General features: G+C 57.0%; 20 protein-coding genes. 8 read left to right on the plus strand and 12 right to left on the minus strand.

The annotated features are described in order from the left end of the window. Positions 1-8: 8 nt before the first annotated feature. The 3 genes from pgaB to pgaD are packed head-to-tail and all read left to right on the plus strand — an operon-like array spanning position 9 to position 3,701. Positions 9-1,946 (plus strand): poly-beta-1,6-N-acetyl-D-glucosamine N-deacetylase PgaB, encoded by a 1,938-nt coding sequence (gene pgaB / locus ACTJJA_RS16190; RefSeq protein ID WP_440668659.1) that lies wholly within the window; start codon positions 9-11, stop codon positions 1,944-1,946. Beyond that, the gene (gene pgaC / locus ACTJJA_RS16195; protein ID WP_440668660.1) at positions 1,939-3,270 is read left to right on the plus strand and encodes a poly-beta-1,6-N-acetyl-D-glucosamine synthase; all 1,332 of its coding nucleotides are present in this window, start codon (positions 1,939-1,941) and stop codon (positions 3,268-3,270) included. Before pgaB ends, pgaC begins: the two co-directional genes overlap by 8 nt. Further along, complete coding sequence (gene pgaD, locus ACTJJA_RS16200) at positions 3,267-3,701, plus strand: poly-beta-1,6-N-acetyl-D-glucosamine biosynthesis protein PgaD (protein ID WP_440668661.1); 435 nt, start codon at positions 3,267-3,269, stop codon at positions 3,699-3,701. Before pgaC ends, pgaD begins: the two co-directional genes overlap by 4 nt. 52 nt (positions 3,702-3,753) lie before the next feature. Here the strand turns inward: pgaD and gss are convergent, their stop codons facing one another. The 6 genes from gss to ACTJJA_RS16230 form a co-directional block, all read right to left on the minus strand. Then, complete coding sequence (gss, locus tag ACTJJA_RS16205) at positions 3,754-5,616, minus strand: bifunctional glutathionylspermidine amidase/synthase (protein ID WP_440668662.1); 1,863 nt, start codon at positions 5,614-5,616, stop codon at positions 3,754-3,756. Between the two features lie 185 nt (positions 5,617-5,801). Then, a complete protein-coding gene (locus tag ACTJJA_RS16210) occupies positions 5,802-6,779 on the minus strand; it encodes an ABC transporter ATP-binding protein (protein WP_440668663.1) in 978 nt (325 codons plus the stop codon). Further along, positions 6,776-7,753: an ABC transporter ATP-binding protein gene (locus ACTJJA_RS16215; protein ID WP_440668664.1), complete on the minus strand. Its 978-nt coding sequence runs from the start codon at positions 7,751-7,753 to the stop codon at positions 6,776-6,778. The genes ACTJJA_RS16210 and ACTJJA_RS16215 overlap by 4 nt, the downstream gene beginning before the upstream one ends. Beyond that, positions 7,746-8,591: an ABC transporter permease gene (locus ACTJJA_RS16220; RefSeq protein WP_028014404.1), complete on the minus strand. Its 846-nt coding sequence runs from the start codon at positions 8,589-8,591 to the stop codon at positions 7,746-7,748. The genes ACTJJA_RS16215 and ACTJJA_RS16220 overlap by 8 nt, the downstream gene beginning before the upstream one ends. Positions 8,592-8,595: 4 nt before the next feature. Next, entirely contained in the window at positions 8,596-9,549 is a 954-nt protein-coding gene (locus tag ACTJJA_RS16225; protein ID WP_039262994.1) for an ABC transporter permease, read from the minus strand. Positions 9,550-9,593: 44 nt separating this feature from the next. Beyond that, positions 9,594-11,183: an ABC transporter substrate-binding protein gene (locus ACTJJA_RS16230; RefSeq protein WP_440668665.1), complete on the minus strand. Its 1,590-nt coding sequence runs from the start codon at positions 11,181-11,183 to the stop codon at positions 9,594-9,596. A gap of 245 nt (positions 11,184-11,428) precedes the next feature. Between ACTJJA_RS16230 and yghU the strand changes: the two genes are divergently transcribed. Both yghU and ACTJJA_RS16240 read left to right on the plus strand, forming a co-directional pair. Next, entirely contained in the window at positions 11,429-12,295 is an 867-nt protein-coding gene (gene yghU, locus ACTJJA_RS16235) for a glutathione-dependent disulfide-bond oxidoreductase (RefSeq protein ID WP_010435563.1), read from the plus strand. Positions 12,296-12,455: 160 nt separating this feature from the next. Continuing rightward, positions 12,456-12,788, plus strand: a complete 333-nt coding sequence (locus ACTJJA_RS16240) for a glycine zipper domain-containing protein (protein WP_238458853.1) — start codon at positions 12,456-12,458, stop codon at positions 12,786-12,788. A gap of 72 nt (positions 12,789-12,860) precedes the next feature. On the opposite strand, the gene ACTJJA_RS16245 is transcribed toward ACTJJA_RS16240, so the two are convergent. Genes ACTJJA_RS16245 through ACTJJA_RS16255 form a run of 3 tightly spaced genes read right to left on the minus strand, consistent with a single transcriptional unit; the run spans position 12,861 to position 15,729 of the window. Beyond that, positions 12,861-13,763, minus strand: a complete 903-nt coding sequence (locus ACTJJA_RS16245) for an alpha/beta hydrolase (protein WP_440668666.1) — start codon at positions 13,761-13,763, stop codon at positions 12,861-12,863. Continuing rightward, positions 13,753-14,649 (minus strand): alpha/beta fold hydrolase, encoded by an 897-nt coding sequence (locus ACTJJA_RS16250; protein ID WP_440668667.1) that lies wholly within the window; start codon positions 14,647-14,649, stop codon positions 13,753-13,755. Before ACTJJA_RS16250 ends, ACTJJA_RS16245 begins: the two co-directional genes overlap by 11 nt. Positions 14,650-14,673: 24 nt before the next feature. Next, positions 14,674-15,729: a sugar phosphate isomerase/epimerase family protein gene (locus ACTJJA_RS16255; RefSeq protein WP_440668668.1), complete on the minus strand. Its 1,056-nt coding sequence runs from the start codon at positions 15,727-15,729 to the stop codon at positions 14,674-14,676. Between the two features lie 141 nt (positions 15,730-15,870). On the opposite strand from ACTJJA_RS16255, the gene ACTJJA_RS16260 reads away from it, so the two are divergent. Further along, entirely contained in the window at positions 15,871-16,464 is a 594-nt protein-coding gene (locus ACTJJA_RS16260; protein WP_440668669.1) for a TetR/AcrR family transcriptional regulator, read from the plus strand. Then, complete coding sequence (gene fucR / locus ACTJJA_RS16265) at positions 16,454-17,170, plus strand: L-fucose operon activator (RefSeq protein WP_440668670.1); 717 nt, start codon at positions 16,454-16,456, stop codon at positions 17,168-17,170. The genes ACTJJA_RS16260 and fucR overlap by 11 nt, the downstream gene beginning before the upstream one ends. A gap of 37 nt (positions 17,171-17,207) precedes the next feature. On the opposite strand, the gene ACTJJA_RS16270 is transcribed toward fucR, so the two are convergent. After that, entirely contained in the window at positions 17,208-18,752 is a 1,545-nt protein-coding gene (locus ACTJJA_RS16270; protein ID WP_440668671.1) for a methyl-accepting chemotaxis protein, read from the minus strand. A 230-nt stretch (positions 18,753-18,982) separates the two neighbouring features. Between ACTJJA_RS16270 and ACTJJA_RS16275 the strand changes: the two genes are divergently transcribed. Next, positions 18,983-20,023: an aldo/keto reductase gene (locus ACTJJA_RS16275; protein ID WP_440668672.1), complete on the plus strand. Its 1,041-nt coding sequence runs from the start codon at positions 18,983-18,985 to the stop codon at positions 20,021-20,023. 94 nt (positions 20,024-20,117) lie between these two features. On the opposite strand, the gene ACTJJA_RS16280 is transcribed toward ACTJJA_RS16275, so the two are convergent. Both ACTJJA_RS16280 and ACTJJA_RS16285 read right to left on the minus strand, forming a co-directional pair. After that, entirely contained in the window at positions 20,118-20,606 is a 489-nt protein-coding gene (locus tag ACTJJA_RS16280; RefSeq protein ID WP_010435582.1) for a TIGR00645 family protein, read from the minus strand. 81 nt (positions 20,607-20,687) lie between these two features. Next, positions 20,688-21,191: an ESA_00282 family adhesion-associated protein gene (locus ACTJJA_RS16285; protein WP_042717810.1), complete on the minus strand. Its 504-nt coding sequence runs from the start codon at positions 21,189-21,191 to the stop codon at positions 20,688-20,690. Positions 21,192-21,199: the final 8 nt, after the last annotated feature.

Genomic DNA, 21,199 nt, shown 5'->3' on the forward strand with positions numbered 1-21,199 from the left:
GGATGAATATGCTGAACACACGTCTTTCCGTGAGCCTGATCGTCATCGGCTGGCTCTGCCTCAGCGCGAGCGCCTGCGCGCAGGCGATCTCGTTCATTGCGCCCAAAGCGCGGCCGCAGCTGGAGGCGACCAAACCCTGGCCAACAAACCAGTTTTTGGTCCTGGCCTACCACGACGTAGAAGATGATGCCGCCGATCAACGCTACCTCTCCGTTCGCACCAGCGCGTTAAACGAGCAGATTAGCTGGCTTGTGCACAACGGCTATCACGCGGTCAGCGTACAGGACATTCTGGATGCCCATGACGGAAAAAAAACGCTGCCGCCAAAGGCCGTTCTGCTCAGCTTTGACGACGGCTACAGCAGCTTTTATACCCGCGTCTGGCCGCTGCTTCAGGCATGGAACGTTCCTGCCCTGTGGGCGCCGGTGGGCAGCTGGGTGGATACGCCGGCAAATCAAAAGGTTAACTTCGGCGGCCTGATGACGCCCCGCAATCGCTTCGCGACGTGGGACATGGTGCGCGAGCTCAGCCGGTCCCCGCTGATTGAGATCGGCTCGCATACCTGGGCCTCGCATTACGGCATTCAGGCTAACCCGCAGGGCAGCCGCGAACCGGCGATCGCCAATCGCTTTTATGATAAAGAAACGGGACGCTATGAAACCGACCAGCAGTTCAACCAGCGGATCGGCGATGACGTTCGCAAAGTGACCGAAAAAATCACGCAGGTGACCGGAAAGGCACCGCGCGCCTGGGTCTGGCCGTATGGCGCCGCCAACGGGACATCGCTCGCGATAGCCAAAAACCAGGGCTATCAGCTGGCCTTTACCCTTGAGGACGGGCTGGGTGACGTGCGCAATCTCGGCAGCATTCCCCGTCTGCTGATCGCCGGTAATCCCTCACTCAAAACCTTTGCCAGCACGGTCAGCCAGGTTCAGGAGACTGAGCCGGTGCGCGTGATGCACGTCGATCTCGACTACGTTTACGATCCCGATCCGGCCCAGCAGACCCAAAACATCAACAGGCTGATCCAGCGGGTCTATGACATGAAAATCAGCCATGTTTTCCTGCAGGCGTTTGCCGACCCGCAGGGCGACGGCAGGATCACGGCGCTCTATTTCCCCAACCGTCGTTTGCCGGTTCGGGCCGATCTCTTTAATTTTGTCGCCTGGCAGCTACAAACCCGCGCGGGGGTAAAAGTCTTCGCGTGGATGCCGGTGCTCTCGTTCGATCTCGATCCTTCCCTGCCTCGCGTGCAGCGCCGGGATCGTCAAACCGGCCAGCTGCGCGACGCCACCGAGCCCTATATCCGGCTCTCCCCGTGGGACCCGCAGGTGCGCCAGCAGGTGACGGACATCTATGAAGATCTGGCCCGCTATGCCAGCTTCAATGGGATTTTGTTCCATGACGATGCGGTGCTGACGGACGTGGACGATGCCGGACAGGACACGACTCGCCAGAAGAGCCAGCGGCTTATCAGCTTTACCCGCACTCTGAGCCAGGCGGTGAAGCATATCCGTGGCCCGCAGATAAAAACCGCCCGCAACATGTTCGCCCTACCCATTCTGCAGCCCGAAAGCGAAGCGTGGTTCGCGCAGAATCTTGATGATTTTCTGGCGGAGTATGACTGGACGGTGCCAATGGCCATGCCGCTGATGGAGTCCGTCCCGGCAGACGAGAGCGATGCCTGGCTGACGCGTCTGGTTAACGCGGTCGCCGCGCGCCCCGGCGCGCTCGATAAAACGATTTTTGAGCTGCAGGCCAGGGACTGGGACCAGAAACCGCAGCGCGCCGTTGCCGATAGTCAGCTTGCGCAGTGGATGCGCGTGCTCCAGCTGAACGGCGTCAAAAATTACGGTTACTACCCCGACGACTTCCTCAACAACCAACCTGATATCTCACGCATCAGGCCTGAATTTTCTTCGTACTGGTACCCTGACAATGACTGATCGCATTATCGCATTCTCTATTTTATGTCTGGTATTCGGGTTGCCGTTGGGCGTGGCCGCCCTCTTTACCGGCGAACTGATTCTGGATTTTGTGTTCTTCTGGCCGCTGTTCATGTCGGTGCTCTGGATAACCGGCGGCCTCTATTTCTGGTATCAGCTTGAACGCCACTGGTCGTGGGATAAAGACACGCCTGCCCCGTCGCTCGCCGGTGAGCCGCTCATCTCCATTCTTATCCCCTGCTTCAACGAGGGACGAAATGCGCGGGAGACCATCAGCGCCGCGCTGGAGCAGCGGTATGAAAATATAGAAGTCATCGCCATCAACGACGGTTCGTCTGACAACACCGCTGAGGTATTGCAGGCGCTGGCGCAGGAACAGCCGCGCCTGCGGGTGATTAACCTCGCGGAGAACCAGGGGAAAGCGCTGGCGCTCAAAGCCGGGGCGGCGGCGGCCCGGGGCGATCTGCTGGTCTGCATTGACGGCGACGCCCTGCTCGATCGCGATACCGCCGCTTATCTGGTTGCCCCGCTGATTCAGTACCCCCACGTCGGCGCGGTGACCGGGAACCCGCGCATTCGCACGCGCTCCACGCTGATTGGCCGCATTCAGGTGGGCGAGTTCTCCTCCATCATTGGGCTCATTAAGCGGACGCAGCGGATCTATGGCCGGGTCTTTACCGTCTCCGGCGTCATCGCCGCCTTTCGTCGACAGGCGCTGGCGGACGTCGGGTACTGGAGCCCGGACATGATCACCGAAGACATCGACATCAGCTGGAAGCTCCAACTGCGCCACTGGGATATCTTTTTCGAGCCGCGGGCGCTGTGCTGGATTTTGATGCCGGAGACGCTGAAGGGCCTGTGGAAGCAGCGCCTGCGCTGGGCCCAGGGCGGCGCGGAGGTGTTTCTGGTCAACCTTCGCAGGATTGTGCGCTGGGAGCATCACCGCATGTGGCCCCTGTTTATGGAGTACGCGCTATCAACGCTGTGGGCCTTCGCGTACGCGATGACGGTGCTGTTGTTCCTCCTCAGTCATGTCGCGCCTGTTCCCGCCAGGCTGACCGTGGAGAGCCTTTTTCCACCGGAGTTTACCGGGCTGCTGCTGGGGGTGATGTGCCTGTTGCAGTTCCTGGTCAGCTTGTTCATCGAGCGGCGCTATGAACGAAGAGTGGCCAGCTCGCTTTTCTGGGTGATCTGGTTCCCGATGGTGTACTGGATGATTGGCCTGTTCACTACCCTCGTCGCATTTCCAAAAGTCATGCTTAAACGTCAGCGTGCCCGCGCGCGCTGGATCAGTCCTGACCGGGGAAAAGGAAGCCTTCAATGAACGAAAATACCTTAATTTTGACCGAGCATCGTCTCTTGCCACGTCTTTTCGATGCCGCGTTAACGCTGGTGGCGTGGGGAGGCTTTCTGTTTTTCCTGTATGCCAGGCTCTGGATGCAGCTAACCGATGAGAGCGACTATCGGTGGGGCGTGATTATTGCGTCCTTTAATACGGTGTTGCTCTACCTGCTGTTCGCCGCGCTCAACGGCTGGCTGCTGATTTTGTGGTATCAGTACAACCGCCGACGCGCCCACGTGAGACGGCGTCAGCCGGGCTATTTTCACCAGGAGGAGCTGGCCCGCAGCTTTAATGTCTCACCGCAGATCATCTCCGAGATGAGCCAGTACAACCTGCTGACGGTGTATCACGATCAGATTGGCCGCATCATCGATCTGAAGGTAAGCGAGCAGCAGGAAGAGGAAGAACCGTAATAAAAAGCCCCCGCAGGATACCCTGCGGGGGCTTTGTTAGAGCGGGTGTGCGTTACTTATCCTTCACCACAATCAGCGGCTCAATATCGCTCTCTTTTTTCACCACCAGCGAGTCATCGCCGCGCAGGCAGGTACCGCCATAGTTCCCGCCCACGGTAAAGGTACAGACCTGTATGTATTTGCCGTCGACCTTCGGCAGGCACCACAGCTGCTGGTAGATGTTTTTACGGTCGACAAACTTGCCGCTGGATTTATCCAGCAGTTCGTCCTGGGCGCTGATGAGATCGATATTGCTGCCGCAGCGTCCGGCAATCGGCTTGACGGCATAGCCGGTCTGCTTCAGCAGGTCGTTAACCTCAAAATCGGTGTCGAGCAGGTAGCGGTGATTCGGGAACAGCTGCCACAGGACCGGCAGAATCGCCTTGTTGCCGGGGATCACGGTCCACAGCGGTTCGAAGACCAGCACCTCCGGGCGCAGCAGAACGTCAATCAGGCGTACCTCGCCCTCGGGATGTCCGGTGCGGATCGGCACTGCCGCGTATTCGGTTTCGCTGACCTCACGGATCTGCTCAATCGCCGTCTCCCACGCCCAGGTTTTCCACACGCAGTTGACGTGGCGACCTTCGTCGTCAATCAGCTGCCCGGCGGCATCCCAGCTCAGGGCGCCAAGCCCGTGCAGAATTTTGGTTTCAAATCCGGCCTGCAGCAGAGAACGCTGGATAAAGAGCGCGTGATAGTCCTCTTCGACATCGTTGTCCTGCATGATGTGCACAAACGGACGCGCGTGGCTGTGTTTCCATGCGCCGGTCAGCTCTTCCAGCAGCCCTTCCGCCGGGTTATGCCCGTTACCGCGATAGCCGTTTTTGACCCACTCTTCGAGGATCAACCCGCCTTCTGTGTGACAGGAGGCGGAATCGGCGTTGTACTCGTAGACCTTAATCCCGCGCTCATCCATGCAGAAATCCATACGACCGGTGATCATATGGTGGCGACGCCACTGCCAGGAGAGGCGCAGGCGCGGCCAAAGGATTTTCGGGATGTCGAAAAGCGCCAGCAGGCTGTCGTCTTTCAGCACCTTGTCCGTCGCGTGCAGGTACATCAGGTGCAGTTCGTTGGTGGCCTTGATCAGCTCCTGCTCGGCGCTTTCGGTAATAGTGAAGTACTGGCAGGGATCTTTGTTGATCACATGGCCGTTGGCGCGGATATACGCCTGCTGCAGCGCGTCATTTTCGTTTAGCCATTTTCCGTCGAACTGACGTTTGTTTTTCAGCCGCGCGCCGCTGATTTTCAGCAGTTCGCCGTCGATTTCCGGCTGGGGAATGCTGTGTTCCGTGTCGTCGGTCTGGATCATCCAGCCGAGGATCTCCGTGTCGTTGAAGGTGTCATGGATGGTATAACACCCGTTCTCCACGCACAGACGCAGCTCGCGCGTCCACTGCTGCCCGAGCGGCAGAGGGGAGTGAATCACGTTCTGCTCCGCAATACGCACCTTGTCGTCGAGAAGCTGGGTGATCACCGCCACGTGGCCGGTCTCGTGAAACTCGCCGCCTTTTTGCCAGATCAGCAGCGCCCCGGCGCGCGGCGCGCGTTTTGAACCGTTGGCAAAGGCCTGAAGGGGCAGAATGTTATCGTTCACTACCTGGCGTAAAAAGCGCAGGGAGAAGATTTCCCACGCCATGCCGACGTCGGTAAACACGAAGCCATAGTTGAGGAACAGGAAACGGCGGGCAAACTCAACGCACTGCCACTTGTGGCCCATGTATTCGTTGCCGATATAGCTGCGAAAATCTGCGTCTTCCGGGTATTTTCGCGGGTCCAGACTGCCGTAATTTGAAGAGTAAATCGCCACGCCACCGGGCGCATAGCCTAACAATGTCCCGAATGGCGCATCACTGCTTAACTTTCCTTTACGCATGTATCCAACCTAAAAGAGGCAGGCGGCAATTTTTTGAGGGGTTGTCGTCGTCTGCACGTTGTAATTAACCTGACAGAGGTGGATTTATCATACACCTGCGTGGCAAATAATTCGCCTTACCCGGCCTACGAAACACAAAACCCTGTAGGTCGGGTAAGCGAAGCGCCACCCGACACGTTTAATGCTCAAATCTTAAACAACCAGCATGCCGCGAAATGTCCTGGCGCAATCTCCTGCATGACAGGCTCCTGCGTCTGGCAAACCGGCATGGCGTGCGGGCAGCGGCTGCAGAACTTACAGCCCGGCAGCGCGGACGTGGGGCCTGGAATGTCGCCGCGCAGGGTGGCGTCTTCGAGATTGCGGATACGCGGATCGGGCTGGGGAACCGCCGCCAGCAGCGCGCGGGTGTAAGGGTGTGCCGGACGCCGATACAGTTCATTCGCCGGGGCCACCTCTACCAGTTTGCCGAGATACATCACCCCAATGCGGCTGGAGATATGGCGCACCATGGAGAGATCGTGGGCGATAAACAGATAGGTTAGCCCCAGCTCCTGCTGCAGATCCTGCAAAATATTCACCACCTGCGCCTGCACCGATACGTCCAGCGCCGAGAGCGGCTCATCGCACAGCACAAATTCAGGATGCACGGACAACGCGCGGGCAATACTGATGCGCTGACGCTGCCCGCCGCTGAACTCATGCGGGAACCGTTCAAGGTGTTCGTGCTTCAGCCCCACTTTGTTGAGCAGCGTTTCCGTACGCTCTCGCTGTTCTTCGCGGCTGTAGCCGTGGATCTGCATCGGTTCGGCCACCAGCTGTCGCACCGTCATACCGGGGTTGAGCGAGGAGTAAGGATCCTGAAAAATCGCCTGCATCCGCTTGCGCAGCGGCTTGAGCTCTCTTTCGCGGGCGTGGGCGATTGCCTGTCCGGCAAAGTGGATCTCACCAGAGGTAATATCGAAAAGGCGCAGTATGGCGCGCCCGAGGGTGGATTTTCCGCAGCCGGACTCCCCCACCAGGCCAAACGTCTCGCCGGGCTGGATATCAAAGCTCACGCCATCAACCGCCTTCACGGCCACGCCTTTACGCAGCAAACCGCCGTTGAGCGGATAGTGCTTGCGCAGATCGCGCACGCTCACTAATGGCGCCTGTTGTTCACTCATGCCTGAATCTCCTTATCGGCCCATAGCCAGCAGGCAGCGCGATGGCCCTCTGCGGCGGTGTAAAATGCGGGTTGCCGTTCACACTGGGGCATGCGCTTCGGGCAGCGTTCCGCGAACGGGCAGCCCGGCGGCGGGTTAAGCAGGCCAGGCGGTGAACCTTCAATCGGCGATAGACGTTGGTTAACCTCATCCGGGCGCGGCAGCGAGGCCAGCAGCCCCTGGGTGTAGGGATGCGCGGGGCGATAAAAAATGTCCTCCACGCTCCCCTCCTCCATCACCAGCCCGCCGTACATCACCACCACACGGCTGCAGACCTGCGCCACGACGCCGAGATCGTGGGTGATCAGTAAAATCGCGGTCCGGGTCTGCTGCTGCAGGCTTTTCAGCAGGCGCAGGATCTGCGCCTGAATGGTCACGTCCAGCGCGGTGGTCGGCTCGTCGGCAATAAGAAGCTTCGGATTGCAGGAGAGCGCAATAGCGATCATCACGCGCTGGCGCATTCCGCCGCTGAACTCGTGCGGATACTGATTGTATCGGCGTTCCGCTTCGGCAATGCCCACCTGATCCAGCATGGCTATTGCTGCCGCTTTGGCCGCTTTTTTCGACAGCTTTTTGTTTCGCACCAGGATCTCAGACATCTGCTTGCCGATAGTGAGCACCGGGTTCAGGGCGGTCATCGGATCCTGAAAAATCATCGCGATCTCGTTGCCACGAATGGCACGCATCTGCGCGGGGGTTTTCTGCGCCAGGTCCTCATTCTGGAAGCGAATGCTGCCGCCGGTTATCCGTCCGTTGCTCCCCAGAAGCTGGATAATCGACTTACAGGTGACGCTTTTCCCGCAGCCCGACTCGCCGACGATACCGACGAGTTCCCCCGGCTGAACCTGAAAGCTCACGCCACGCACCGCGTGAACCTCGCCCTCGCGGGTGCGGAACGTGGTTTGCAGGTTCTCAAGCGCTAATAAGTTACTCATCGCGATTCGCTCCTGGCTCAAAGGCGGTACGGAACACATCGCCCAGCACGTTAAAGCTGAACACCGTCAGCAGGATCAAAATGCCGGGGAACATCGCCAGCCAGGACGCTTCGCCAATATAAGACTGGGCGTTGTTAAGCATGCTTCCCCATGATGCCGCCGGTGCCTGCACGCCCAGCCCTAAGAAGCTGAGCGTTGACTCCATCAGAATGGCCGAGGCGATATTCAGCGTGGCCGCCACGATAATGGTCGGCAGCACGCCGGGAATGATGTGGCGCACGATAATACGCAGCGGATGCGCTCCCGACGCGCGGGCATAAAGCACGTACTCGCGCTCTTTCACCGATAGGGTTTCAGCACGCACCAGACGCGACATGTTCATCCACGTCAGCAGGCTGATAATCAGAATGATGTTATCCACGCCCGGCTTGAGGTAAGCATTCACCACCAGCAGCAGGAAGAAGGCCGGAATGGCCATCAGGATATCCACGGCGCGCATCATCAGGTTATCCAGCCAGCCGCCAAAATAGCCGCTCACCGTTCCTACCACCGTGCCGATAAGCGTGGAAAAGAGCATGGCAAGAAAACCGACCATCAGGGAGATCTGGCCGCCGTACAGCGCGCGGGTAAAGTAGTCGCGCCCGTATTCGTCGGTGCCAAACCAGTGCGCGGCATCCGGCGGCAACGTGCGCGCGCCGAGCGCCATCCGATCCGGATCGTACGGACTTAACCCCGCACAGAGCGCGGCGACAACGAAAATAAAAAGCACAAACAGGGAGAACTGCGCCGGACGGTTGCGGCGCAGCTGGTGACGAACCTGCTGCCAGCGTCTGCTCATCCGGTTACCTCAGAGTACGAATGCGGGGATCGGCGAAGCGATAAAGCACGTCGGCGATCAGGTTACCGACGATCAGCATCATCGACGAGAGCATGATGATCGCCATGATCAGCGGGTAGTCCAGCGAGGCGATCGACTGGATCCCGAGCAGCCCCATCCCCGGCCAGGAGAAGACGCTCTCGGTCACATAAGCACCCACAATCAACTCACCGAACGACAGACCGAACAGGGTAATCACCGGCAGCAAGACGTTTTTCAGCACGTGGCGGAATAGAATACTGGAACGCGTGGCGCCGTAGGCAAGCTGGGTCTGCACGTAATCGGCGGAGAGCTGCGAGATGGTGTTGGAGCGGATGTAGCGCACGTAGCTGGAGAGGTTGTAGAACGTGAGGGCAATACACGGCAGCACGCCGTGGCGCAGCAGATCCAGCCCGTTGTCCTCCATGCCGATGGTGCGCATCCCCATGCTGGGGAACCAGTTAAGCTGCACGGCAAAAACGGTGATGAGCAAAATGCCGAACCAGAAAATCGGTACCGAGATGCCGATATAGGCAAACAGGTTCAGCAGGTGATCCAGCCAGCGGTGCTTAAATGCCCCCGCCAGCAGCCCCAGCGGGATCGCCAGCACGATAGCCATCAGCAGCGACGCCCCCATCAGCCCCAGCGTGGCCGGAATGCGTTCGCCGATCATCTCCAGCACCGGGCGGTGGTAAATCAACGAATAGCCGAGATCGCCCTGCAGGACGTTTTTCAGCCACAGGATGTACTGCGTGACCAGCGGCTTATCCAGCCCCAGGCTCTGGCGAATACGCTCAATATCTTCCGGCGCCATGCGCGGCGTGATGTACGCGGCCACGGGGTCGCCGGGCGCGAGCTTGACCAGCAAAAACGCCACCAGCGAAATAAAGAAAAGCATCGGCAGCAGCTGCAGCAGCCGACGCGTGAGGAGTGTGTTCACGACGTGCCCTTAAAAGGCCCCGATCTTACGACCGGGGCAACAGCCTATTTTTGATAAATTTTTGACAGATCCTGGAACAGATAAACCGGCTTCGGCTCCGCTTCCTTCGTACCGCCGAAGCGTTTATCCACGGCGACGGTCGCATTGGTGTAGGCGATCGGGTAGTAGGTCATCTCGTTCGCCACGGTCTGCTGAATTTGCTTGTAGATATCGGCACGTTTCGCGGCGTCGGTTTCCACGGCACCTTTATCCCACAGGACATCAAACTGCGGATTTTTGTAGTGCGCGTAGTTATAGGCTTCATTGCTCATGAACAGCGATTTGTAACCGTCCGGCTCTGATCCCATGATGTAGCCGCCCAGGTTCAGCTCCCACGCGGTGTTGTTCATATCAAGACTGCGCTGAGACATGGCGTTGGAGTCCAGCGGCATCAGCTCCACGTTCACCCCAATTCCCTTCAGTGCCTGCTGAATGTAGAGCGCCATGCTCTCCTGGGTTTTGTTGGTGTTCACATACGCCAGGCGCAGCTTGAGGTTGTCCGGCGCGCCGGACGTCTTCAGCAGGTCTTTGGCTTTTTGCAGATCGAATTTGTACTGTTCAACGTCATCCGTCTTGTAAAGCGTATCTGGCGTCAGGAACGAGGTTGCCGGTTTAGCGTAGTCCAGCGAGGTAAACGCGGTCTGAGTTAGCTCGTCTTTGTTGATGGCGTACGCGATGGCCTGACGCAGCGCTTTGCTCTTCATCACCGCCACGTTCTGGTTGAACGTCATATAGGCCAGGCGGCCCTCCGGATAGACCACGAAGTCGAACTTACCGGTATTTTTCAGGCGGTTCACGTCCTGCGGGTCAACCATCTTGAGGTTGATTTCACCGTTTTGCAGCGCCAGGTTGGCGGCGTTGCTGTCTTTGGCGAAACGGTAGGTGACGGAATCGAGCTTCGGTTTGCCGTTCCAGTAATCGTCGAAGCGCGTCAGGGCGTAATACTGCCCGGCGCGATACTCTTTAAATTTGAACGGCCCGGAACCGACCGGCGCATCGTTTTTGGTGCTCTTTTCCAGATCGCCTTCACCGGCGAACACGTGCTGCGGGATCGGGTAGATCTGCACCAGGGTGCCGGTAAAGGCCGCGCTGACCTGCGGTAAGGTGAACTTAACGGTGCGCTCATCAACCTTGCTCACTTCAACAGGCTTGCCGCCGTAGGTAAACATGCTGCGGAAGAAGCTGTGCTGTTTGGCATCCAGCAGCTTATTGAAGGTGAAGACCACGTCGTCCGCCGTCAGCGGCTGTCCGTCCTGCCATTTGAGGTTGGGTTTTAGCGTCAGGGTGTAGCTCAGGTTGTCGGCAGAAGGCGTCAGGCTTTCCGCCAGGCCCCACTCAATGTTGCCGTTATTAAAGCTGTACAGCGGGGCATAAAGCGCCTGCATGATCGTTAACGTTGTGCGGTCGCTGGCATAGAGCGGATTAACGGCTAACGGGTCGCCGGAGGTAATACCGATAATGAGCGAACCGCCCGCTTTTGGCGCGTCGCTTTTTGCCGCCGGGGACGTATTTGTCTCTTTATTTTTCGCATCATCACAGCCCGCCAGGCCTAACGCGAGCGAAACGACCACTGCCGATAACAGAAGCTTGCGCATCTCACTAACTCCTTGCCTTATAAAGTGTTTATTACTGCATCTTTTATTTATGTTGAAGCATCATATTCAGCTTTAGCGGTTTACGCATTAATTATGAAAATGCGATTTTCGATTAAGCTTATGCCGGATTTGATATATATAAGCAGCAGAAGGAATAGCGGTTAATTGATTGCGCTCAGTTCGTTAAACGCTTCACAAATCTCCTGCTACACTGCCTCAACACATCACTCAAAAGGCAGGCCAACATGTCAGACAACACGTATCAGCCACCAAAAGTATGGGAATGGAATAAGAACGGCGGCGGCGCGTTCGCCAACATCAACCGTCCAATTTCCGGCGCAACGCATGAGAAGGATTTGCCCGTAGGCTCTCACCCGCTGCAGCTCTACTCGCTGGGAACACCGAACGGCCAGAAAGTGACGATCATGCTCGAAGAGCTGCTGGCGCTGGGCGTGACGGGTGCGGAGTACGACGCGTGGTTGATCCGCATCGGCGAGGGCGATCAGTTCTCCAGCGGGTTTGTCGACGTGAACCCGAACTCGAAAATCCCGGCGCTGCGTGACCACTCTACAAACCCGCCAACGCGCGTCTTTGAATCCGGCAATATCCTGCTTTACCTGGCAGAGAAATTCGGTCACTTCCTGCCGAAAGATCCGGCGGGACGCACCGAGACGCTGAACTGGCTGTTCTGGCTCCAGGGCGCGGCGCCGTTCCTCGGCGGCGGCTTCGGTCACTTCTATAACTACGCACCGGTGAAGATTGAGTACGCGATTGACCGCTTCACCATGGAAGCCAAGCGCCTGTTCGACGTGCTGGATAAACAGCTGGCGCGCGGTCGCTACGTGGCGGGTGAGGAGTACACCATCGCGGATATCGCCATCTGGCCATGGTTCGGCTGCGTGGCGCTGGGTAGCGTTTATAACGCCGCCGAATTCCTGGATGCAGAGAAGTACACTCACGTGCAGCGCTGGGCGAAAGACGTGGCGAATCGCCATGCCGTTAAGCGCGGACGTATCGTTAACCGCACCAGCGGCGAGCTGAACGAGCAGCTCCACGAACGCCACGCGGCGAGCGACTTCGAGACGAATACGGAAGATAAGCGTCAGGCCTGACGCTCTGCCGGGCGGGCCACCGCCCGGTAACAACGATCCTTGCCGAGGGCATGATTAGCTTAAAGGTTGAGCCGGTATTACTGGCACTATTCGCCCTCTTTTCTCACGCCTGGCTGTGAGAAGCGAAGTATCAACCAACGGCTATTACAAAGGATCTGTTATGAAATTCATCAAAACAGCGCTGGTTATCAGCACCCTCATTATTTCTACCTCGGGTATGGCGATGGACAAAACTGCCGCTGGGGCCGTTGCCGGCGCCGCAATTGGCGCAGCCACGGGCAAAGACCTGAAATCCACAGTAGGCGGCGCGGTCGTTGGTGCGGGTACGGGTGCCATGTTTAAAAACGGTGAAAAAGGCAAAGCGGCACGCAAGGGCGGTGTTGTAGGCGCTGCCGTTGGCGCGGGTGCTGCCGCCGTGACCGGAAATAGCGTACTGAAAGGCGCAGCGGTTGGCGCCGGTTCAGGCGCGTTGATTGGTGAAGCCACGCACTGATAAACGGTGTGGTGTGGCAAACGATTTCCCATAAAAACCCAGTTGATACTGGGTTTTTCGTTATGAGTCCTCTTAACCGCGAGCCAGTTCGAAAAGCTGCTGTATGGCTGGCGTTAGCCCTGACATATGAAGACAGGCGTGGATCATGCCCTGTAATCGCACGCAGCGCACCGTTACGCCAGCCTCCTGAAGCCGCTGCGCATACTGTTCGGCCTCATCACGCAGCGGGTCATATTCGCAGCTGAGAATAGTTGCCGGTGGTAAACCGCGCAGGGAATCGGCGTGCAAAGGTTCGGCGTAGTCATTGCGTCGTTCCCCCAGATAATTTTCCCAGCAAAACGCCATCGCATCACGTGTCAGATAATATCCTTCAGCAAATTCCCGATAGCTCTCCGTTGCCATATCGCGACTTAATGCCGGATAAAACAGCAGTTGATGCTCAATTTCAGGACCGCCACGATCGCGTGCCAGTAGCGCTGTTGCTGCGGCAAGATTTCCTCCAGCGCTATCGCCAGCCACCGCCAGACGGTGGGTATCAATGCCTAGATACGCTGCCTGTTCGTAGACCCAACATAGCGCCTGATAAACATCGTCTAATGGCCGCGGGAACGGGTGCTCGGGTGCCAGTCGATAATCTACTGACAATATTATCCTGTCGGTGGCATTCGCGAGTGTCTGACAGGGACGATCGTATAGCGAAAGCGATCCCAGACACCACCCTCCGCCATGGGCAAATAGCATCGCGGGCCGTGCGGTTTCAGTCTTTAAGCCGACGGGCGTATAGACCCGGAGGGCGATGCCATGACCATCATCAGCATTGACGACATAATTTTTGATGTCGTCGTTTAATGCCACCTCTCCCTGTAGCCCAGGCAATTCCACCTCTATCGCCGCTCGCATTTCAGCCAGTGAGCTCGGTAGTGGCGCTCCCGATAAATTTTTCAGAAAGTTGGCAATCCCCGGATCAAGCGGCATAGTTTGTATCCTCTGACAGGAACGGCACAATTATTCCGCTAAAAGCCTCATGGCACTCTTCGGTAATAAAATGCCCGCAGTCGGCCACCGTCTCTCCACGCAAATCAAGGGCATTGCCCTGTAGGGTTATCAGCGGCGCATCGCGCGTCGCATGTTCGGCCCCCACCGTTAGCACCGGCATGGTTAAAGGCGTTTGCGCACGTCGCTGGTTCTGCCGGATGGTTTCCGGAATAGCGCGATAATAGTCGAAGCCTGCACGCAGTCGGCCAGGCGTTGAATAGGCGGCGATATACACGTCTGATGCCACCCGTCCACGGCGATGAGACCAGCGGTCGAAAATATAGCTGAGATAGTGCGCTTCACGGCCACTGGTGAGGGTTTCGGGTAAATCAGCCAGTTGATTGAACATGAAGTGCCAAAGGAAAATATTCTCTTCCGGTGCGACAAAAATCGCCGGAGGGGGTGCCAGACCGGGGATAACCGCCTCTGTCAGCACAACCCGTTCAACCGCTTGCGGAAAATCACTCGCCATGGCGTATCCAACCCACATGCCGATATCGTGGCCGACAAGGCTGTAACGTGCATGCCCGAGCTGCGCCATTGTCGCGTGCAGGATGGCACCGATGCTGCCGGTGTCATAGCCAGCGAGCGGCTTATCTGAATCGCCAATGCCCGGCGGATCAATCGCTATCGCCTGGAAACCTGCCTTTGCCAGTGCGCGCATAACATAGCGCCAGGTAAACCAGGTCTGAGGCCAGCCGGGTATCAGCAGCACTGGCTTGCCTTTTCCCGCCACAACGCAGTGGATGCGCTGCCCGCTCACTTTCATATAGATGTGTTTGGCGTCGAGATCCTTGTGCAGGATCTCGTTATTTTCTTGTTTCATTTTGACGTCCTGTAAGATGGCGGCTTATCGAATACCAAGTAACGCGTTGATTTGTTGAGAATTGACAGGCGCACCCGCGAAATCATCGAAGACTTTATCGGTGATATGGATGATATGGTCGCGGATAAACGTAGCGCCTTCACGTGCGCCGTCGAGCGGGTTTTTCAGGCAGCACTCCCATTCCAGGGTTGCCCAGCCGGCATAATCATATTGTGCAAATTTCGAGAAGATCGCGTTGAAATCAACCTGACCGTCACCTAATGAACGAAAGCGCCCCGCGCGATCGATCCATGACTGATAGCCGCCATAAATTCCCTGACGCCCGGTGGGATTAAATTCTGCGTCCTTAACATGGAACATGTTGATGACATCCTTATAAATATCAATAAATTCCAGGTAATTCAGCTGCTGTAGCACCATATGGCTGGGATCAAAGAGTATCCGGCAACGAGGATGCTCCCCCACGCGCTGATGAAACATTTCAAACGTCACCCCGTCGTGCAGATCTTCGCTCGGGTGAATTTCGAAACAGAGATTTATGCCCTGCTCATCACAGGCGTTAAGCACCGGAAGCCAGCGTTTGGCCAACTCGTCAAATGCGGTTTCGATTAACCCCTCCGGACGCTGCGGGAACGGGAAAAGATAAGGCCACGCCAGTGAGCCGGAAAACGTGCCTAATTCGCTGAGGCCAAGCCGGGCAGAGGCTTTGACCGCCATCAGCAGCTGTTGCCGTGCCCATTCACCGCGCGCTTGCGGATTGCCGTGTATCTCCGGCGGCGCGAAACTGTCGCATAAGCTGTCGTAAGCCGGATGCACCGCCATCAGTTGGCCAAAGATATGGCTGGTCAGCTCGCTTACAACCAGCCCCTGTTCGGCCAGCATACCGACAATGTCATCGCAGTAAGTCTGGCTTTCCGCCGCAGTGGCTACATCGAAAAGACGACGATCCCATGCCGGTATTTGTAGTGCCTTGAATCCGGTTTCCGCTGCCCACTGGGCTATGGCGGGTAAGCTGTTGAACGGGGCCTCGCTATCACTGAATTGAGCGAGATGGAGGCTTGGACCTTTCAGGGTTTTCATCGTAAACCCCTATTGTTTGTCGATTGACAAACAATAGGAGCAAAACGCATTCACCGCAAGCGAAAAGATAAAGTCGTTGGCGATCGCAACGATTTAGGCGATCCTGTTTTCAGTGAAGATAAGACAAACCGGAGCAACAAAATGGCAGGCAGACCGCGTCAGTTCGATCGTGACCAGGCGCTCATAAAAGCGCGCAATTTGTTCTGGCGACAAGGTTACGAAGGGACCTCAATGTCAGATTTGGTGGCGGAACTGGGCATCGCTTCGGCACGTATTTACAAAGCGTTCGGCTCAAAAGAGCAACTCTTTCGGGAAGCGATTGCTGATTACGAAAGTCAGGAAGGCGGTTTCGCGGATCGCGCCTTAGCGACCAGAGGTAGCGTGCGGGAGACGCTGCAAAAGCTCCTTATGGATGCCGTGCACCTGTATTGCCAACAGGATCTGCCGCAAGGGTGTATGGTCGTCTCTTCAGCAGCGAGCGTCAGTGCCGGAAATGACGATATCAAAACCTGGCTGGCGCAGCATCGCCAGCAGCGTACGCAGCAGATCATTGACCGACTTCGGCAGGCCGTGCAGCAAGGTGAACTTTCAGCATCGGTAAATGCTGACAGCCTGGGAGACTATTTCGCTGTCTTTTTGCACGGTCTTTCAATTCAGGCGCGGGACGGTGTCCCGGAAGCACGCCTGCTTGAGGCCGTTAAACAGGCGCTCACCGTACTGCCACATGAAACTTAACCGACAGCAGCACATTATCGACCTCCTGAGCGGCTGCGACTGGCTAACTACTGACGCGCTGGCAGAAACGCTCGCCGTCAGCAAGGAGACGATCCGTCGCGATCTGAATGCCCTTCAGCAGCAGGGTAAGATCCTGCGCCAGCACGGCCGCGCGCGGCTTATCCATCCGAACAGCCGCGACAGCGGAGAGCCGTTTGGCGCGCGCTTAAAAAGCCACTACGCCGATAAAGTCGATATCGCCCGTCACGCGCTGGACTGGATCAGCGAAGGGATGACCATCGCCCTCGATGCCAGTTCAACCTGTTTTCACCTGGCGCGCCAGCTCCCGGATATCGAACTCACCGTCTTTACCAATAGTCTGCCGATCTGTCATGAGATGGCAAAACGCGAGCGGATCACGCTTATCTGCTCCGGCGGCACGCTTGATCGCAAGTACCGCTGCTACGTCAATCCGGCGTTGCTTACGCAGCTTAAAGGGCTGGAGATTGACCTGTTTATCTTCTCCTGCGAAGGCGTTGATGAGCAGGGCACGCTGTGGGATCCGGTGGAGCATAACGCGGTCTTTAAATCACTGCTGTTAAGCCGCGCAGGCCAGTCGCTGCTGCTGATTGATAAAAGCAAATTCCAGCGGTCGAGTGAAGTGAGGATAGGCCAGCTGTCACAGGTGACGCAGATGATTCAGCGGGATCGTCTTTCAGGGCGATAAGGGGCCAGGCCGCGACAGGCGACCTGACCCGATAAGGTTATGCGGTGAGACGGAATTTTTGCACCGAGCGCTGAAGCTCTTCAGTCTGGCGTTCCAGCGCGGCGGCCGCCGCGGAAACCTCTTCAACCAGCGAGGCGTTCTGTTGGGTGACGCCATCCATCTGGGTGATAGCGATGCCCACCTGAGAAATGCCCTTACTTTGCTCTTCTGACGCAGACGCAATTTGCTTCATGATGGTCGTCACCTCCGTCACGTCGCGCAGAATGGCCTCCATGGTCGTGCCGGTGTCGTTCACCAGCCGTGCGCCCTGCTCGACGCGGGAAACGGAATCGGCAATCAGCCCTTCAATCTCTTTTGCCGCATTGGCGCTGCGGCTGGCCAGATTACGCACTTCACCCGCAACCACGGCGAAGCCACGCCCCTGTTCCCCTGCGCGCGCTGCCTCAACGGCTGCGTTGAGCGCCAGGATATTGGTCTGGAACGCAATGCTGTTAATCACGGTGGTAATTTCCGCGATCTTCTTCGAACTGTCAGAAATACCGCTCATGGTGGTGACCACGTCTTCTACCAGCGAACCGCCACGGCTGGCGGTCGTCGAAGCCACGTCCGCCAGCTCGCTGGCCTGACGTGCGCTTTCGGCGTTCAGTTTTACCGTCGCCGTAAGCTGCTCCATACTCGCGGCGGTCTCTTCCAGCGCGGCGGCCTGCTCTTCCGTACGGGACGAGAGATCGTTGTTCCCGCTGGAGATCTCCGTCGCGCCGCGCCAGATATTTTCGCTGCCGGAGCGGATGGTGCTGACCGCTTCACGCAGGCTGTCCTGCATGGCGCTCAGTAAGGGAACCAGCTGTCCCACGCAGTTGCGGCCAAACGGCTCGATCGGCTGGCTGAGATCGCCCTGGGCAATCTGGCGGAACTGCTGGCGAATACGAGCCAGCGGTTTCACCAGCATCGCCACCAGGTAACGGTCGGTGAAAAGCAGGATCAGCAGGCCAATAATCGTGGCGACAATAATCACCGTGCGGGTCATGCTGGTCAGGCCGTCCACCACCACGCGGGTGCTGTCGAGCGACTTCGCGGCGGCGTTGTTAAAGTTCTCCGCCGCGGCACCGAACGCGCGGCTCAGCGGTGGCGTGACGTTGTTGGCCTGCTGGCGATAGCCGTCCAGCGACTGCTTAGCCTGCTGCATCTGCGGGGTTACGCCCTTATCGAGCAGGGCCTGCCAGCTGCTAATGACCTGTGCAGAAACCTGTTCGTCCATCGGGCCGGGGGAGATGGCCTTCATTTCGCCCAGCTTCTTACTCATGTTATCCAGCGCCTGTTGGGCAGAGGCCAGGTCCGGAGTGCCGCCTGCGGCTTTGACCTCCATTGCGCGGCTCAAACGAGTGACGAATCGGAAATACTGATCGTTGCCCTGACTGAGCACCGTCATCTGTTTGACCAGCTGCCGATCCACTTCGTTACCATCGGAAACGCGAGACAGTGACCAGGTGCTGTATAGCCCAACCCCCGCCCACATTAAACAAAAGATCCCCAGAATCGTCAGCATGACGAAGCGGATCGTGAAATTACGGAGCATATTCATAAATCTTCCTTGCCGAGAGGGTGAGTTCGCCCAGAGGCGAGTACTACTCTCGTTATCGGCAGGGAGCGCGGAAATTATAACCTTTTGTGATTATTTTTAATTAGTGTGGCTTCACAGGTCACACAGCTGCCGTTAACCATTATGCCCACGCTTAGTGATGTAATGGGTGATGTGATAAGTTCAGAATGAAAACGCTGTTTCGAAAATTCATCGATAAGAAAGGAGACATCATGTCCTGGCACCCTTACACCGGCCGCTATGAGAATATGCAGTACCGCTACTGCGGGAAAAGCGGCCTGCGTCTGCCCGCGCTGTCACTGGGACTGTGGCATAGCTTCGGTCACGTCCAGCCGCTGGATGCCCAGCGGGCGCTGTTGCGTAAAGCTTTCGACCTCGGCATCACCCATTTTGATCTCGCCAATAACTACGGGCCACCGGCGGGCAGCGCCGAGGAGAATTTTGGCCGCCTCCTGCGCGAAGATTTTGCCGCGTATCGCGACGAGCTGATTATCTCCACCAAAGCGGGCTACGACATGTGGCCGGGGCCGTATGGTTCCGGCGGTTCACGTAAATATCTGCTCGCCAGTCTCGACCAAAGCCTGAAGCGTATGGGCGTGGAGTATGTGGATATTTTCTATTCCCACCGCGTGGATGAAAACACGCCAATGGAAGAGACGGCCTCAGCGCTGGCGCACGCCGTACAGAGCGGCAAAGCGCTGTATGTGGGCATATCCTCCTACTCAACCGAGCGCACGCAGAAAATGGCCGAGCTGCTGCGCGAGTGGAAAATCCCGCTGCTGATCCACCAGCCGTCTTACAACTTGCTCAACCGCTGGGTCGACAAGACCGGTTTGCTGGATGCACTTGAAGCAAACGGGACGGGCTGTATCGCCTTCACCCCGCTGGCGCAGGGTCTGCTGACCGGGAAATACCTGAACGGAATTCCTGAAGGTTCACGCATGCAGCGCGAAGGCAAAAAGGTGCGCGGCCTGACGGAAAAAATGCTGACCGAAGCCAACCTGAACAGCCTGCGCCTGCTGAATGAAATGGCGCATGCGCGTGGGCAAACCATGGCGCAGATGGCGTTGAGCTGGCTGCTGAAAGATGAACGCGTGACGTCGGTGCTGATTGGTGCGAGCCGTCCGGAACAGCTGGAGGAGAACGTTCAGGCGCTGGATAACCTGCGCTTTACGGAAGACGAACTCCAGCGGATTGACCAGCATGTGGCGGATGGGGAGTTGAATCTGTGGCAGGCGTCGTCGGATAAATAGTGCGGTATGATGCCCTCACCCCGGCCCTCTCCCACAGGGAGAGGGAGCTGACTATCCCCTCTCCCTGTGGGAGAGGGTTAGGGTGAGGGGGAAATTATTTCTTACTGATCTTATCCAGATACCCCATCACAAACGCAGACAGCACAAACGTCAGGTGGATGATCACATACCACATCAGTTTGTTATCCGGGACGTTCTTCGCGTCCATAAACACGCGTAACAGATGAATAGAGGAGATCGCCACAATCGACGCGGCCACTTTGTTCTTCAGCGACGAGGCATCCATTTTGCCCAGCCAGTTGAGCTTCTCTTTATGCTCAGCGATATCAAGCTGGGAAACGAAGTTCTCATAGCCAGAGAACATCACCATCACCAGCAGTCCGCCCACCAGCGTCATATCTACCAGCGACAGCAGCACCAGAATCAGGTCCGCTTCGGCGATGGAAAAGATGTCTGGCAAGACGTGAAAAATTTCCTGGAAGAACTTTATGCTCAGCGCGACCAGTGCCAGGGAAAGGCCAAAATAGACGGGTGCCAGTAGCCAGCGAGAGGCGTACATTGCGTTTTCAAAAAAGCGTTCCATAGAGTCCTGTCTGCAATCGAAACCAGCGGGCAGTATATCTCAACGACGCTCACTGTTTGCAACAACTAACCAACACCACGCCTACACCTCTTCCGGGTTAACCTCCGGACGCGCGTACTCCGGCCAGACCAATACCACCAGCTCCGGGTAGGCTTCCAGACTGAACTCGCGAAAACACTGACGAAGGTTTAATACGTCCAGGTCGGAATACGAGACTTTCTCGCCATTAAGACAGCGCTTTTTGATATTGTCATAATATTTATAGACCGCGGAATTCAGGTCGCTGCAGCGACGCTGCGCTTCAAACAACCCCGGCGTGTCATTAATTTCTGACATTTTCATCCGCTTAATTGTCGCGTGTAAAAAGTCGATATATTCATGGTTTACCCGCCAGTACCAAACCGGTGTCACCGAGTTCATCAATACAGAGAAATGATCTTCTCCTTCCTCTTTTGTCATCAACTCAGGTTGCGGCGGTTCACTGGCGTCTTTCGACACTTTCGTTTTATTGAACTCTTGCATCAATAAAAGCACACCAGCGGTCAGTAATAGTAATGTGATGACCGTAAAGAAAATGCTGTTCATGGGTAGGC

It is taken from the genome of Enterobacter sp. 22452 (genome assembly GCF_052045065.1).
Taxonomy (GTDB): domain Bacteria; phylum Pseudomonadota; class Gammaproteobacteria; order Enterobacterales; family Enterobacteriaceae; genus Enterobacter; species Enterobacter mori.